The organism is Sphingopyxis granuli NBRC 100800 (assembly GCF_001591045.1).
Lineage (GTDB): Bacteria > Pseudomonadota > Alphaproteobacteria > Sphingomonadales > Sphingomonadaceae > Sphingopyxis > Sphingopyxis granuli.
Genome location: NZ_BCUA01000038.1, coordinates 1 through 15,498, shown reverse-complemented (window position 1 = coordinate 15,498; position 15,498 = coordinate 1). Strand labels below are relative to the sequence as shown.

Annotated in this window: 13 protein-coding genes and 1 tRNA gene; 8 read left to right on the top strand and 6 right to left on the bottom strand. The window is 67.8% G+C overall.

The window, feature by feature from the left end; genetic code table 11:
• Window positions 1-133: 133 nt before the first annotated feature.
• Entirely contained in the window at window positions 134-1,297 is a 1,164-nt protein-coding gene (locus tag SGR02S_RS10605; RefSeq protein ID WP_067109074.1) for an alpha-hydroxy-acid oxidizing protein, read from the bottom strand.
• A gap of 138 nt (window positions 1,298-1,435) precedes the next feature.
• Between SGR02S_RS10605 and SGR02S_RS10600 the strand changes: the two genes are divergently transcribed.
• A complete protein-coding gene (locus SGR02S_RS10600; RefSeq protein ID WP_067109071.1) occupies window positions 1,436-2,308 on the top strand; it encodes a Rossmann-like and DUF2520 domain-containing protein in 873 nt (290 codons plus the stop codon).
• Between the two features lie 315 nt (window positions 2,309-2,623).
• Window positions 2,624-4,387 (top strand): hypothetical protein, encoded by a 1,764-nt coding sequence (locus tag SGR02S_RS10595; protein WP_169799673.1) that lies wholly within the window; start codon window positions 2,624-2,626, stop codon window positions 4,385-4,387.
• 133 nt (window positions 4,388-4,520) lie between these two features.
• Here SGR02S_RS10595 and SGR02S_RS10590 read toward each other — a convergent pair.
• The 5 genes from SGR02S_RS10590 to SGR02S_RS10570 form a co-directional block, all read right to left on the bottom strand.
• Window positions 4,521-4,597: transfer RNA gene (locus tag SGR02S_RS10590), tRNA-Arg, on the bottom strand.
• A gap of 94 nt (window positions 4,598-4,691) precedes the next feature.
• Window positions 4,692-7,352 (bottom strand): pyruvate, phosphate dikinase, encoded by a 2,661-nt coding sequence (gene ppdK / locus SGR02S_RS10585; protein WP_067109065.1) that lies wholly within the window; start codon window positions 7,350-7,352, stop codon window positions 4,692-4,694.
• Between the two features lie 114 nt (window positions 7,353-7,466).
• On the bottom strand, window positions 7,467-9,779 hold the full coding sequence (gene glyS / locus SGR02S_RS10580; RefSeq protein ID WP_067109061.1) for a glycine--tRNA ligase subunit beta: 2,313 nt from the start codon (window positions 9,777-9,779) through the stop codon (window positions 7,467-7,469).
• Window positions 9,776-10,129, bottom strand: coding sequence for an endonuclease domain-containing protein (locus SGR02S_RS19605; protein ID WP_419964914.1), 354 nt, complete (start codon window positions 10,127-10,129; stop codon window positions 9,776-9,778). The genes glyS and SGR02S_RS19605 overlap by 4 nt, the downstream gene beginning before the upstream one ends.
• A 116-nt stretch (window positions 10,130-10,245) precedes the next feature.
• Window positions 10,246-11,208: a glycine--tRNA ligase subunit alpha gene (locus SGR02S_RS10570; protein WP_067109058.1), complete on the bottom strand. Its 963-nt coding sequence runs from the start codon at window positions 11,206-11,208 to the stop codon at window positions 10,246-10,248.
• A 191-nt stretch (window positions 11,209-11,399) separates the two neighbouring features.
• Between SGR02S_RS10570 and SGR02S_RS10565 the strand changes: the two genes are divergently transcribed.
• The 6 genes from SGR02S_RS10565 (at window position 11,400) to SGR02S_RS10540 (ending at window position 15,288) form a co-directional block, all read left to right on the top strand.
• The gene (locus SGR02S_RS10565) at window positions 11,400-11,744 is read left to right on the top strand and encodes a UrcA family protein (protein WP_067109056.1); all 345 of its coding nucleotides are present in this window, start codon (window positions 11,400-11,402) and stop codon (window positions 11,742-11,744) included.
• 42 nt (window positions 11,745-11,786) lie between these two features.
• Complete coding sequence (locus SGR02S_RS10560) at window positions 11,787-11,999, top strand: helix-turn-helix transcriptional regulator (protein ID WP_067109053.1); 213 nt, start codon at window positions 11,787-11,789, stop codon at window positions 11,997-11,999.
• A complete protein-coding gene (locus tag SGR02S_RS10555; protein ID WP_156483049.1) occupies window positions 11,992-12,429 on the top strand; it encodes a hypothetical protein in 438 nt (145 codons plus the stop codon). The genes SGR02S_RS10560 and SGR02S_RS10555 overlap by 8 nt, the downstream gene beginning before the upstream one ends.
• Window positions 12,430-12,499: 70 nt before the next feature.
• Window positions 12,500-13,450, top strand: coding sequence for a TraB/GumN family protein (locus SGR02S_RS10550; protein WP_082797087.1), 951 nt, complete (start codon window positions 12,500-12,502; stop codon window positions 13,448-13,450).
• A 2-nt stretch (window positions 13,451-13,452) separates the two neighbouring features.
• Window positions 13,453-14,349: a TraB/GumN family protein gene (locus SGR02S_RS10545; protein ID WP_255211442.1), complete on the top strand. Its 897-nt coding sequence runs from the start codon at window positions 13,453-13,455 to the stop codon at window positions 14,347-14,349.
• A gap of 309 nt (window positions 14,350-14,658) precedes the next feature.
• Entirely contained in the window at window positions 14,659-15,288 is a 630-nt protein-coding gene (locus tag SGR02S_RS10540) for a 50S ribosomal protein L25/general stress protein Ctc (protein WP_104959736.1), read from the top strand.
• The last annotated feature ends 210 nt before the right edge of the window (window positions 15,289-15,498 follow it).

Below are 15,498 nucleotides of genomic sequence, written 5' to 3'. Positions count from 1 at the left end.
CCCGCGTTTTCCCGAACCCGGTCTATCCGATCGTCGTAAAGGAAGGGTTAGGCGATCGGGGCGGCCGGTCGCGGGCCGGGCACGATCCGTCGCGCCGGGACCGACGTTCCGCGTTCGGCACGCCCCATCGCCGTCAGGGCAGACGCCGCGCCCCGGCTTCGCGCAGCGCGGCGATGGTCGGATAGCCGTCGACCGCCATCAGCAGGTCGGCCTCGGCCAGCAGCGAGCGCAGCACATGCGCGGCGCCTTCGGCACCGCCCAGCGCCAGCCCATAGCTGTACGGCCGTCCGACGCCGACCGCGGTCGCGCCGAGCGCCAGCGCCTTCGCCACGTCGCTGCCCGACCGGACCCCCGAATCGAACAGCACCGGCGTGCTGCCGGCGGCCGCAACGACGTCGGGCAGCATGTCGATCGCGGCGATGCCGCCATTCGCCTGCCGCCCGCCGTGGTTCGAGCAATAGATGGCGTCGGCGCCGCCATCGATCGCGCGGCGGGCATCGTCGGGATGGCAGATACCCTTGAGGACGATCGGCAGTTTGGTCAGCGAGCGCAGCCAGGGCATGTCGTCCCACGTCAGCACCTTGCCGAAGGTGCCCGCCCAGGTCATCACGCCGGTGCGCACATCCTCTTCGGGCGGGCCGCCGACCATCGTGCGGAAGCGGGGGTCGGACCAATAGTTGGACAGGACGTGCCCGCGCAGCTGCGGGAAATTCGAATCGTTGAGGTCGCGCGGTCGCCAGCCCGTTACCCAGGTGTCGAGCGTGACGATGATCGCCTTGTATCCCGCCGCTTCGGCACGGTGGACGAGGCTCTCGGCCAGGTCCTTGTCCTTCGGCGTATAGAGCTGGAAAAAGCCCGGCGTGTCGCCCATCGCCGCGGCGACGTCCTCCATCGGATCGTTCGACAGCGTCGAGGCGGTCAGCGGCACCCCGGTCAGCGCCGCGGCGCGCGCGGCGGCGATGTCGCCATGCCCGTCCTGCGTGCAAAGGCCGGTGACCCCGATGGGCGCCATGAACAGCGGCGTCGGCAGCGTCATGCCGAACAGATCGATCGACAGGTCGCGCACCGAGCAATCGACCATCATCCGCGGCACGATGCCCCAGTGCCGAAAGGCCGAGGCATTGCTGTCCTGCGTGAACTCGTCGCCGCAGCCGCCCTGGACATATTTGAGCAGCGACGGCGCCATCGCCGCCTGCGCGCGCGCCTCGAGCCCCGCGAAATCGACAGGATATTTGGGCAGCACGCCGCTGAGCCCGCCGAAATAGATCTCGTGCTGAAAATCGCCGTAGTGCGCCATGGCCGCCCTGTCCCCTTTCGTTGATCGACGCCGATGATAAGCCGATCGCGCCGCGCGCGTCCATGCATGGATTGCATGGCGGCGTCATGATCCGATCCGGCATGGCCGCCCGCGCGCCGGCGCGCTAGGGACGAACGCATGACCGACAAACGCCTCTGCCGCCGCCTGGGAATCATCGGGACCGGCCGGGTGGCGCACGCGCTGATGCTGGCGCTTGCTCCGTATGCCGACCTGCCGCCGCTCGTCTGGGGCCGCTCGCGGGAGCAGGCCGAGGCGCTCGCCCGAGAGGCTGCCGGCGCGGCCACCACCGACCTGCGCGCGATCGCCGACGCGTGCGACCTGATCGTCATCGCGGTCGCGGACGACGCGGTTGCGGCCATGGCGGCCGAGCTGGCGCGCGATCTGGCGCCTCCGCATGCGCCCTTCGTCTTTCACGTCAGCGGCCGCAGCGGCGCGGCGATTCTCGATCCGCTGGCGGCAGCGGGAGCGCAGATCGCGGCGATCCATCCGGTGATGACCTTCACCGGCAATCCGCGCACCGAAATCGAGCGGATGGCGGCCGCGCATTTCGCGGTCACGGTATCGGACCCCGCGACGCTGCCGCGCGCCCGTGGGGTGATCGAACGGCTCGGCGGCACCGCAGTCGAGATCGCCGAGGCGCAGCGCACCCTCTACCACGCCGCGCTCTGCCACGCCGCCAACCATCTGGTGACATTGCTCGCCGGTGCGTCGCAGGCCTTGCGCACCGCAGGCGCCGACGCGCCCGAGGCGATGCTGGCGCCGCTGGTCCGCGCCGCACTGGAAAACAGTCTGGCGCACGGCTTTTCCGCGCTGTCGGGGCCGCTGCTGCGCGGCGACGGCGACACGATCGCCCGGCACCTCGCCGCGATCGACGCCGATTGCCCGGCGCTGGGCGCCCCCTATCGCGCCATGGCGCGCGCCACGCTCGACGAAATGGAGCGCGACGGCCTCGCCGCCGCTTCGCCGGCGATCCGCACCCTGCTGAACTGACGGCAGACCGGCCGGCAAGCCGTGCGGTCGATCGCAGATAGGGAAAAATGGGGACGACTACTTATCCCGGCCCGTTTTTCACGGCGAGTAACAACTAACGATCGACGGCTTACCTGTTGCGCCGGTCATCAATTGTTTTTCGGCATTGTTCCGCACCGTCCGTGCCGTGTTCCGCGCCGTCCAAGACGGACGCCGGCGGGCATGGCAATCGGCAAGGGCACATAGCCGCCGCGAGAGACGATGCAACAGGGTCGCCGGGCCGAAAAGGCGCGGTTCAACGCACATCTCACGGTCCATAACAAGGAGACCCTGACCGTGCACAAGACGCGTATTTCGACCCTGCTCCTCGCCGCCACGCCCCTGGCGCTCGCCCTCCCCGCGCCCGCCTGGGCCGACCCCACGCCCGAATGCAATGCCGGAAGCGGCGCCAATTCGACCGAATGCGGCGTGAACAGCCTCGCGAGCGGGGAGAAATCGACCGCCATCGGCGATACGGCGACCGCCACCGGCGACAATAGCGTCGCGATCGGCGCAGGTGCCTATGCCAACAAGGGGAACGCAACGGCGCTGGGCACCGAAGCCTACGCAACCGGCGTGGTAAGCACGGCGCTGGGATTCGGCGCCTATGCCAACAATGAAGGCGATACCGCGCTGGGTTCCTATGCCACTGTCGCCGGCGCCCATGGCACCGCTGTGGGCGGATTTGCCGTGGCGCAAGGCGAATCGAGCACGTCGCTCGGCTACCACGCCGTGGCCGCCGGCGCGAGCGCCATGGCGCTTGGCGCCGACAGCCGGGCTGAAAAAGACGGCACGGCGATCGGCACCACCGCGCAGACCGGCGTTAAGGGCGTCGCCGTCGGCTCCAGCAGCACCGCCGGCGAATACGCCGCGGCGTTCGGCTACTACGCAAGAGCCGCCGACCATGGCTCGGCCTTGGGATTTGGGGCGGAGGTCACGCAGGCGAACGGCACCGCGCTCGGCACCGCGACGGCCTCCGGCGCTGACGGCGCGACCGCCGCGGGATATATGGCCAAGGCCATTGGCGATGGCTCCACCGCCCTTGGCACTTACGCTGAGGCCAGCGGCAACGATAGCGTCGCGCTGGGCGGGCAGAGCGCGGCCAACGGCAATGGCGGCGTCGCCATCGGCTTTCAGACCGTCTCCGATATTCAGGCGGTCGCCTTGGGTTTCGGCGCGAAGGGCAATGCGATCAACACCGTCGCGATCGGCACCAACGCCGTGGCCGACAGCGGCGCGGCGGTGGCGATCGGTGCCGGCTCCCTAGCCGAGGACGGCAGCGCGGTCGCGATCGGCTTTCAGCAACTGGCGTCGGGCAACGGCGCGGTGGCGATCGGCGATCCCAATGTCGCGAGCGGCACCGGGGCCGTCGCCATCGGCGCGGACAACACCGCATTCGGCGACGGCGCGGTGGCGCTCGGCAACCGGTCGGTCGCGAAAGGCGACGGCAATGTCGCGCTGGGCAATGCGGCGTCGGCGACCGGCACCAATGCCGTGGCGCTGGGCGCCGGGTCGGTCGCCGATCAGGACAATGTCGTCTCGGTCGGCGCGGCGGGCGCGGAGCGGCGCGTCGTCAACGTTGCGGCTGGCACGGCGGCCACCGACGCAGTCAATGTGGGCCAGGTGAACAGGGCCGCCACCGCGGTCACGACCGCGCTGGGCGGCGGGGCGGCCTATGATGTGGGAACCGGAGTCATGTCCGCGCCGACCTATATGGTCGGGGGAGCCGCCTATCATGACGTCGGATCGGCCATCGCCGCGATCGACGATGGCGTGTCGCAACTGGACAGCCGCGTCCACGCGCTCGAAAGCGTCTCCACGGAAGGATTCCGGCGGGCCAACGGCGGCATCGCGACGGCGATGGCGCTGGGGGGTACGATGATCGTGCCGGACAGCGATGTTTCGGTCTCGTTCAACCTCGCGACCTATCGCGGCGAACAGGGCTTTTCCGGCGCAGTGGTCGTCCGCGCCGCGCCGCGCGTCTATATCAGCGGCGGCTTTGCGGGGTCCACCGTCAAGGGCTCGACCGGCGGGCGCGTCGGCATAGCCTTCGGCATGTAGGGGAGGATGGGCCCTGGCCTTGCGCAAGGCCAGGCCCACCCCAATCAAAACAGGGCGGACGTGGGAGCCGGTTCAGCCTGAACGGGATAATTTCCCGGCAGCCGAGCCAGATGTTCGCGATGCCGTTTGAAAATGGCGCACCCGGAACGATTCGAACGTCCGACCCCCAGATTCGTAGTCTGGTGCTCTATCCAGCTGAGCTACGGGTGCGTGGAGCGGTGCCTTTACGGGCAGTCGCGGGGGGGCGCAACCCCCTATTTCGCCTTTTTGGACCGGCGAACAGGGGATCGCGCCGCCGCGGCGATCACCCGCGTTTCAACGCCGCCTGCGCCGCCGCGAGCCGGGCGATCGGAACGCGGTAGGGCGAGGCGCTGACATAGTCGAGACCGGTCCGCTCGCAGAAATGGATGCTCGGCGCATCGCCGCCATGCTCGCCGCAGATACCGAGCTTGATGCCCGCGCGCGCGCCGCGGCCGCGCTCGGCCGCGATCTCGATCAGCTGGCCGACACCCTCGACATCGATGCTGACGAAGGGGTCGGTGACGAAGATGCCCTTGTCGACATATTGGGTCAGGAAGCGGCCCGCGTCGTCGCGGCTGACGCCGAGCGTGGTCTGGGTGAGATCGTTGGTGCCGAAGCTGAAGAATTCGGCCGCCTGCGCGATTTCCCCCGCCATCAGCGCGGCGCGCGGCAGTTCGATCATCGTGCCGACCAGATAGGCGATCTCGCGGCCCTTCTCCGCGAACACCGCCTTCGCCGCCGCGTCGACGACCGCCTTCATCAGGTCGAATTCGCGGCGCGTGGCGACGAGCGGGATCATCACTTCGGGAACCGGCGCGGAGCCGGTCTCGGCAGCGACGTCGCATGCCGCCTCGAAGATCGCCCGTGCCTGCATCTCGTAGATTTCGGGATAGGTGACGCCGAGGCGGCAGCCGCGATGGCCGAGCATCGGGTTGAATTCGTGCAGTTCGCTCGCGCGCGCCTTCAGCGCCTCGATTCCGACGCCCGCCGCGGCGGCGACCTCGGCGAAATCCTCTTCGCGCGTCGGCAGGAATTCGTGCAGCGGCGGGTCGAGCAGACGGATGGTGACCGGCAGGCCCGCCATCACGCGGAAGATCGCGGCGAAATCGCCACGCTGCTCGGGCAGCAGCTTGGCGAGCGCGGCGCGGCGGCCATCCTCGCTGTCGGCGAGGATCATCTCGCGCACCGCGGCGATGCGCGCGGCGTCGAAGAACATATGCTCGGTGCGGCAAAGCCCGATGCCCTCGGCCCCGAAATCGCGCGCGACCTGCGCGTCGGCGGGGGTCTCGGCGTTGGTGCGGACCTTCATCCGGCGCACCTTGTCGGCCCAGCCCATCAGCGTGCCGAAGTCGCCGACCAGTTCGGGAAGCAGCGTCGGCACCTCGCCCGCCATCACCTCGCCGGTCGAGCCGTCGAGGGTGATGACGTCGCCTTCGCGCAGTTCGCGCCCGGCGACGCGCAGCACGCGCGCCGCGCCGTCGATGCTGAGCCCGCCCGCGCCCGAGACGCAGGGACGACCCATGCCGCGCGCGACGACCGCCGCGTGGCTGGTCATCCCGCCGCGCGCGGTCAGGATGCCCTTTGCGGCGTGCATGCCGTGAATATCCTCGGGCGACGTCTCGATGCGGACGAGGATCACCGCCTTGCCCATTCCCGCGGCCTTTTCGGCGCTGTCGGCGTCGAACATGATCTCGCCCGACGCGGCGCCGGGGCTCGCCGGCAGCCCCTTGGTGAGCACGTCGCGCGGCGCCTTCGGGTCGAGGGTCGGATGGAGAAGCTGGTCGAGCGCGCCGGGATCGACGCGCTGCACCGCTTCCTGCTCGGAGATCAGCCCTTCGGCCGCCATGTCGACCGCGATCTTCAGCGCCGCCTTCGCGGTGCGCTTGCCGCTCCGCGTCTGGAGCATCCACAGCTTGCCGCGCTCGACGGTGAACTCGATGTCCTGCATGTCGCGATAGTGGTTTTCGAGCGTGTCGAAGACGCTGCCCAGCTCGGCGAAGGTTTCGGGCATCGCCTCTTCCATGCTGAGCGGCTTGGCGCCGGCCTTCTCGCGCGCCGCGCGGGTCAGATATTGCGGCGTGCGGATGCCCGCGACGACGTCCTCGCCCTGCGCGTTGATCAGCCATTCGCCGTACCAGGCGCGCTCGCCGGTCGCGGGATCGCGGGTGAAGGCGACGCCGGTCGCCGACGTGTCGCCCATGTTGCCGAACACCATCGCCTGCACATTGACCGCGGTGCCCCATTCGCCGGGGATCGCGTTCAGGCGGCGATAGACTTTCGCGCGGTCGCTTTCCCAGCTCGCGAAGACGGCGCCGATCGCGCCCCACAGCTGATCCTTCGGCTCCTGCGGGAAGGGCGCGCCGGTCTCGCGCTGCACGATCGCCTGATATTCGATGACGAGCGCCTGCCAATCCTCTGCCGCCATCTCGGTATCGAGATAGAAGCCCTTGTCTTCCTTCGCGGTTTCCAGCGCTTCCTCGAACGCCGCATGGTCGAGGCCCATGACGACGTCGGCGTACATCTGGATGAAGCGGCGATAGCTGTCCCACGCGAAGCGCGGGTCGCCCGAAGCTTCGGCGAGCCCGGCGACGGTGCGGTCGTTGAGGCCGAGGTTGAGGACGGTGTCCATCATCCCCGGCATCGACACGCGCGCGCCCGAGCGGACCGAGACGAGAAGCGGATTGGCGGGGTCGCCGAAGGTGCGGCCGGTCAGCCCCTCGATATGCGCGATGCCGCTCGCGACCTCGTCGGCCAGACCGGCGGGGAACTGCTCCGCATTGTCGTAATAGGCGGTGCAGACTTCGGTGGTGATGGTGAAGCCCGGCGGCACCGGCAGCCCGATCGAGGCCATTTCGGCCAGGTTCGCGCCCTTGCCGCCCAGCAATTCCTTCGCACGCTCGGCCGTCGTGGCCGTGCCGCCGAACAAATGCACCATCGTCGTCATGTCATGCTCCTGCTGCCCCGGGGAGGAGGGTTGGCGGGGAAATAGGGACGCCACGCCCTATGGTCGATTCAGATTTGCTTCGCGCACTATAAGGGATGCCGCATAGCCATGGCGTCAGCCCTCAATCTTCGAGAAATCGGCGACGCCGTGGACGGCGCCGGTAAATCGGGCGAGCAGGCCCAGGCGATACGCCCGGACCGCCGGATCGGGATCGTTGACCATCACGCCCTCGAAGAAAGCGTCGATCGGCGCGCGGAGCGTCGCAAGGGCCGCCATGGCATCGGTGAAACGCTCGGCGGCGACCGCAGCCGAGGCTGCGGGTTCGGCGGCATCGAGCGCGGCGAGCAGGGTTGCATCGACTTCGGTAGGCGCGGTGGCGGCAGCGGCATCGGTCACCTCACCCGCCTGCTTCAGGATATTCGCCGCGCGCTTGTAGCCGGCGAGAAGATTGGCGCCGTCGTCGGTCGCCATGAAGGCCTGCAACGCCTGCACGCGCGCGAGCAGGCGAACGAGATCATCCTCGCCGCCGAGCGCGAACACCGCGTCGATCAGGTCATGGCGGACGCCGGCTTCGCGTTGCTGAACCTTCAGACGGTCGGCGAAGAAGTCGAGCAGATCGGCAAAGCCATCCCACAAAATCCCGAGCTTTTCGTCATCTGACTCTCGCCGATAGCGGAACAGTTCCACGTCTCCGTGGTAGTATACGAAATCCTGACCTTCCCAACGAACTCCATAGTTGGGATCGCGAGCCTGCAGTTCTTCGATTAACTGATCAGCTTCAGTCGGCTCCGGCGGCGGAGGAAAGAAATTTCCTACCCACCAATCCAGCATCTGAAGGTTAAATCGAATACCATTCCGAATGAACAGAGCGATAATTCCAAGCGTTGCACGTCGAAGAGCATATGGGTCTTTAGATCCGCTGGGCTTCATGCCCATGGCGAAAAATCCGAGAAGCGTATCCAGCTTGTCCGCCAGCGCCACGGCCACCGTCACCGGTGCGGTCGGCACGTCGTCGCCCTGCCCGACCGGCTTGTAGTGATCGCGGATCGCGTCGGCGACGGCATCGGGCAGGCCTTCGGCGCGGGCGTAATAGCCGCCCATCAGGCCCTGCAGTTCGGGAAACTCGCCGACCATTTCGGTGACGAGGTCGGCCTTCGCCAAGCGCGCCGCGCGTTCGGCTTGGTCAGCCAGTTCCTTGCGCGACACTTCCGTGTTCCCCCGCGAAGGCGGGGGTCCAGAGCTTGCGTCCGCAGACGCCGGCGCATCACCGCCCTGGGTTCCCGCCTGCGCGGGAACACACGAGGGAGCGACGATACCCTCTTCCACCAGCCAGCGCGCGAGCTTCGCGACGCGCTCGACCTTGTCGGCGACGGTGCCCAGCTTTTCGTGAAAGGTGATGTTCGCGAGCTTCTCCGCGTGCTGCGCCAGCGTCTTCTTCTGGTCCTGTTCCCAGAAGAAGCGCGCATCGGACAGGCGCGCGGCGAGGACCTTGCGGTTGCCCGCGACGATCGCGGCGCCGCCGTCGCTCGCCGCGATGTTCGCGGTGCAGACGAAACCGTTCGCCAGCCTGCCGTCGGCACCGGTCACGACGAAATATTTCTGGTTCACCCGCGCCGTGAGCTGGATCACCTCGGGCGGCACATCGAGGAAGCTTTCGTCGAAGCGGCCGAGCAGCGGCACCGGCCATTCGGTGAGCCCGGCATTCTCAACCACCAGCCCTTCGTCCTCGACGAGCGTCAGCCCGGCGTCGGCCGCGACCCTGGCCGAGCCTTCGCGGATGATGCGGGCGCGTTCCTCCTGATCGACGATGACATGGCAGGCGCGCAGCTTGTCGGCATAATCCGCCGCCGAGCCGATGGTGATCTCGCCCGGGCAATGGAAGCGGTGACCGCGCGTCGCGAAACCCGCGGAAATCCCGCCAACTTCACAGGCAATCAACCGTTCGCCGAACAGCGCGACGATGCCCGACAGCGGCCGCACCCAGCGCAGGCTGTCGCTGTTCGCGCTGTCGCGGCCCCAGCGCATCGACTTGGGCCAGGCGAAGGCACGGACGATCGCGGGAATCGCCTCCGCCAGCACCTCGTTCGTTGCACGGCCGGGCTTGTCGATCACCGCGAACCAGACGCCGTCGCGGTCTTCGAGCCGGTCCTGCGTCAGCCCGGTCTTGCGCAGGAAACCCTCGAGTGCCTGAGGGGGGGCACTGGTGCGCGGGCCCTTCAACTCCTCGCTGACCGCGGCGGTCGCGTCGGGAAGGTCCTTCGCGATCAGCGCGAGCCGGCGCGGGGTCGACCAGATGGTCAGTTCGCCGACCGCCAGCCCCGCCGCCTCCATCCGGGCGCGGAACAGCTTTTCCAGCTCGGCGCGCGCGCCGGCCTGCATACGGGCGGGAATTTCCTCGCTGCGCAGTTCGAGAAGGAAGTCGGTCATTGCACATCCTCCCCGCTTGCGGGGAGGGGGACCATGCCGGAGGCATGGTGGAAGGGGCTATCGGCCTTGAGCCGAAGCAGCGCGACGACGCCGTCCATATTTTCCAGCACATCCTTTGCCGTCACGCGAACGACCTCAAATCCTTGCGCTGCCAGGCGTGCCTCACGCGCGGCGTCACGAGCCGGTGCCGTCCCGCGATCATGCGCCTCGCCGTCGATTTCGACGATCAGTCTTGCAGCCATGCAGCAGAAATCCGCGACATAGGGACCGACCGGGTGTTGACGACGGAATTTCGCGCCCAGTTTCTGGCCGCGCAGTTGCTCCCACAAGAGAACCTCGGGCAAGGTCATTTCGCGGCGGAGTTTGCGGGCGGCATAGACCTGCGGGCGTTGCAGGCTCCGCGAGCCCCCTCCACCACGCTGCGCGTGGTCCCCCTCCCCGTTCCGGGGAGGATTTTGGACGGCCATCACAGCGTCCATCCCGGCCAGGCTGCGGTCCAGCGGTCGGACTGGCTGTCGATCCACGCCTTGCAGCTTCCCTTGGCGAGGTCGCGGACGCGGGCCATGTAGTTGGCGCGTTCCTGCACGCTGATGACGCCGCGCGCCTGGAGCAGGTTGAAGAGGTGGCTCGCCTCGATCGCCTGGTCGTAGGCGGCGAGCGGAACCTGTGCGGCGATCGCGCGCTCGCATTCGGCCTCGGCCGCCTTGAAGCCCGCGAACAGCGTATCGGTGTCGGCGACCTCGAAATTCCATTTCGAGAATTGCCGCTCATTTTCGAGGAACACGTCGCCGTAGCTGACCCCCGGCACGTCGCCAACGGGGTCGGAGAAGCGCAGGTCGTACACATTGTCGACGCCCTGGATATACATGGCGAGGCGTTCGAGCCCGTAGGTCAGCTCGCCCGCGACCGGCTTGCAGTCATAGCCGCCCATCTGCTGGAAATAGGTGAACTGCGACACCTCCATCCCGTCGCACCACACTTCCCAGCCGAGTCCCCATGCGCCCAGCGTCGGCGATTCCCAATCGTCCTCGACGAAGCGGATATCGTGGAGCAGCGGGTCGATGCCGATCGCGGCGAGGCTGCCGAGATACTGGTCCTGAATGTCGGCGGGCGACGGCTTCAGGATCACCTGATACTGGTAATAATGCTGAAGGCGGTTGGGATTCTCGCCGTAGCGGCCATCGGTCGGGCGGCGGCTCGGCTGGACATAGGCGACATTCCACGGCTCCGGCCCCAGGCTGCGCAGCGTCGTCGCCGGGTGAAAGGTCCCCGCCCCGACGCGCATGTCATAGGGCTGAAGGATCGCACAGCCGCGCGCACCCCAATAGGCATGCAGGGTCAGGATCACGTCCTGAAAGCTGAGGGGTCGCTTCGCTTCGGCGTCGGCCACGGCCGCATTTCCTTCGCAGGTGCAAAATCGCCGCCGCATTGGCGCAGCAGCGGCGCAGGGTCAAGGCTCCGCTCCCGATCGGCACGGAGGAAAATCACCAGCCGTGTCAGGCTAACCGAACTTTTTGTCATGTTTTATTGACATGGTCAGTGAATCGCGACATATAGTCATGGAAACCTGACAAAACGACAGGCCAACATGACTGTCACTTCGATGAAGGAACCGATGCCATGACGACTCGCGCCGCCATCCTCGCCCTGACGCTCGCCCTCGGCGGTTCGCCCGCCTTTGCCGCGAGCGCCGATGCCGATACCGGCCGCATCGCGGTCCGCACCGCCGACCTCGACCTCGCTTCGGCGCGCGGCCGGACGCAACTCGACGCGCGGCTGAAAAGCGCGGCGCGCCAATTGTGCCGCACGGGTCTGCGCAGCGTCGCCGACCGCGCGATCGAAGCACAGTGCATCGCCGAGACGGTCGCCGGCGCGCAACCGCAAGCGGCGAACGCCATCGCTCAGGCCGCGAGGGGGGAAGCGCAGATGGCGCTGATGATGGTGGCGTTGTCGCCGCGCGCATGAGATGGCGGCTGCCTGGCGGCACGACGAGCCCTGGAGGCGCCGATGAACAACAAGTTGAAGATATTGCGCGCGATGCGCAACTGGAGCCAGGCCGAACTGGCCGAGCGGCTCGATGTGTCGCGGCAGGCGGTCAATGCGATCGAAACGGGCAAATACGACCCGTCGCTGCCGCTCGCCTTCAAGCTGGCGCGCCTGTTCGGCATGCCGATCGAGGAAATCTTCGACGATGGCCAGAAAGGACATGCCGATGACTGATGCAGAAACCCCGCGCCCGCGCCGCCCGATGTCGCCGCGCCGTCGTCGCTATTGGACGTCGCTGGGCTTTGCCGCGCTGATCGGCGGGCTTATCGGCGGCTGGCTCGTGGTCGATCAGCCCGAAGGGCGCGGCCTGACCGAGATGCTCGCGACCGGTTCGCTCACCCCCGGCTTCGCGATCGCGGCCGCGCTTTGCTGGACGATCGGGCTCGCGATCGCGATGATCCTCTATCACCGCGCGATCGACGATCATGAGGAGCATGCCTGGCTGTGGGCGAGCACGGCGGGATGGTATGCCCTGATGTTTCCCGCGCCCGTATGGTGGGTGCTGCACCGCGCCGGACTGGCACCGTCGCCCGACGCGATGCTGCTGTTCCTGCTGACGCTCGTCGTCAATGCGGTCGTCTATCTCTGGCTCAAATTCCGCTGATCCCGCCGCGCTTGCTTTCCCCATTTCCCTTGCGGCACATACCCCCGAACGGATGAAAGGCTTTCCCCGAATGAAAAACCGAACGAAACCCTGGTTCAAGACGCTTGCCGCCGCGTGCGCGCTGCTTCCCCTCGCGCTTGGCTCGGCCGCCCCCCTTGCCTTCGCGCAGGTCGACGAACCCGCTGCCGCCGCCCCAGCAGCACCGGCCGAAACCCGCGCCGCGCCCGCGCTGTGGGTGGTGAAGGACGAGGATACGACGATTTACCTCTTCGGCTCGATCCACGTGCTGAAACCGGGGCTGAGCTGGTTCGACGGCGCGGTGAAGCAGGCCTTCGATGCCTCCGATTCGCTGATGCTCGAGGTCGTGCTGCCCGAGGACGAGATGGCGGCCGCCAAGGCGACGATCCCCCTCGCGCTCGACCAGAGCGGCAGGACGCTGTCGTCGCGGCTCGAACCCGATGCGCTGAAAGCCTATCAGGCGGCGCTCGCCGGGCTGGGCATCCCGCCGGCGCAGTTCGACGCGTTCAAGCCCTGGTTCGCCGCGGTCACGCTGTCGGTGCTGCCGCTGACCAACCTCGGCTACGATCCCGAACAGGGCGCGGAAAAGACGCTGACGCGCGCGGCCAAGGCCGCCGGCAAGCCGGTCGAGGGCCTGGAGACGCTGGAGGAGCAGCTCGGTTTCTTCGACACGCTGCCGGAGGATCAGCAGGTCGCCTACCTCAACGCGACGGTCAAGGACATCGACCAGCTCGGCCCGACGATCGACAGGCTGGTGACGCTGTGGAGCAACGGCGACCCCGATCAGCTTGCCGTGCTGATGAACGAAAGCATGACCACCACGCCCGAACTGGCGAAGATCCTGCTGGCCGACCGCAACGCGCGCTGGGCCGAGACGCTGCAGGCGCGCATGGAGCAACCCGGCACCCTGTTCGTCGCGGTCGGCGCCGGACACCTCGCCGGACCGCAAAGCGTGCAGACCTATCTCCAGCAACGCGGATTGGCCGCGACGCGGGTCGAATAGGGATGATGCGGCGCCGTTGGCATCGGCGCCGGGGCGGCCGCGCGGCGGTCGCCCTCGCCTTCCTGCTGTTCGCCGGGTGCGGTTCGGCCGAACCGCCGCGCGAGGCGCGACCCGCGATGTGGCTGGTCGCCGATCCCGATACGCGCATCTATCTGCTCGGCACGATGCACGCACTGCCCAGGGGGACCGACTGGGACGGCGGCAAGGTCGCCGAGGCGATGCGCGCCGCCGACGCGCTGGTGATGGAATTGTCGCCCGACGAACTGGCGGCGGCCGGGGCGGTCTTCGGACAGCTTGCGCCGCGCAGCGCGCCGCTTGCGATCGACCGGCGCCTGTCGGGCGAAGCGCTCGGCGGCTATCGCAGGCTGGAGGCGAAGGGCGGCGGCTTCGGCGGCGACCGCCTCGACGACTGGGCGGTGATGGTGTTGATGGGCCAGCGCACGGCCGCGCTCGCGAAGCTATCGCCCGACGCCGGCGTCGAAGCCGGCCTGACGGCCGCTTTCCGCGACGCGGACAAACCGATCGGCGGGCTGGAGACCGCGAAGGCCCAGTTGCTGCTGTTCGAGACGCTGCCGCCCGAGGCGCAGCGCACGCTGCTGGAGCGCGCCGCCAGCCGCGCGGACAGCGCGCCGCGCGAGGTCGGGGCGCTGGCCGACGCCTGGTCGCGCGGCGATGTCGCGGCGCTCGAAGCGGTCATCAATGCCGACGTCGAGGCGGTGCCCGCGGCGCGCAAGGCGATCCTGACCGACCGCAACCGGCGCTGGAGCGCGTGGGTGAAGCGGCGGATGGACCGCCCCGGCACGCTGCTGGTCGCGGTCGGCGCGGGGCATCTGATCGGCCCCGAGGGCGTGCCCGCGCTGCTGGAGGCCGATGGCTTGACGGTGACGCGGGTGCAGTAGATCGCGCCATTTCGCGCCGGCGGCGATTCGGCTTGTAGGAATTCGGTACACCCTCCCCACCTGCGTCATGCTGAACTTGTTTCAGCATCCATGGTCTGTCTTCCCGGTTTACGTCGCCGTTTGCCGCGTGGTCCGGTCATGGATGCTGAAACAAGTTCAGCATGACGAATGGTGAAGGTGCAAGACACGCCGCGCCATTTCGCGGCGGCGGCTTGCCTTTTCGCCCTTTCCCCGTTATGCGCCCGCGCTTCCGTCATGGTCATCCCTGGAGGCGTGGCGGATTGTGCAACCGTTTCTCGGAGAAATGATATGAGCGATCAGCTGACGCTGACGGCCGAGACGCGCGAACGTGCAGGCAAGGGAGCCTCACGCGAGCTGCGTCGTAATGGCCGCGTCCCCGCCGTCGTCTATGGCGGCAACGAAGACCCCCTGATGATCCACGTCGAGGAAAAGCTGCTGATGAAGCAGCTGATGACCGGCGTGTTCCTGAACTCGGTGGTGATGATCGAGGTGGGCGGCAAGACCATCCGCACCCTGCCCAAGGACGTCGCTTTCCATCCGGTCAAGGATCGTCCGATCCATGCCGACTTCCTGCGCGTGTCGAAGGACACCAAGGTGCAGGTCGGCGTTCCCGTGCTGTTCGCGAACGAGGAGAAGTCCCCGGGCCTGAAGCGCGGCGGCGTGCTGAACGTCGTGCGCCACGAGCTGGAACTGATCTGCGAAGCGGACAAGATTCCCGACGACATCACGATCGACGTCACCGGCTTCGACGTCGGCGAATCGATCCATATCAGCCACGTCACCCTGCCGAAGGGCGTGGAAAGCGCGATCACCGACCGCGACTTCACCATCGCGACGATCGTCGCCCCGTCGGCGCTCAAGTCGAGCGACGGCGACACGACCAAGGATGAAGGCGAAGCCGCCGAAGGCGAAGCCTGACACCGACACTTCAACCCCTCCCCTTCCCGGGGGAGGGGGCATATGCGAAGAGGCGGCGATTTCGGCGAAACGCCGCCTCTTCCCGCTTCGTCATGCTGAACTCGTTTCAGCATCCACGGTCCGACCTCTCCCTCTGCGCCGCGCCAGTTTCGAGGGCAGGCCATCGACCCTGAAACAGGTTGGCGTTTATACCCTTGAGACAGGGACGCT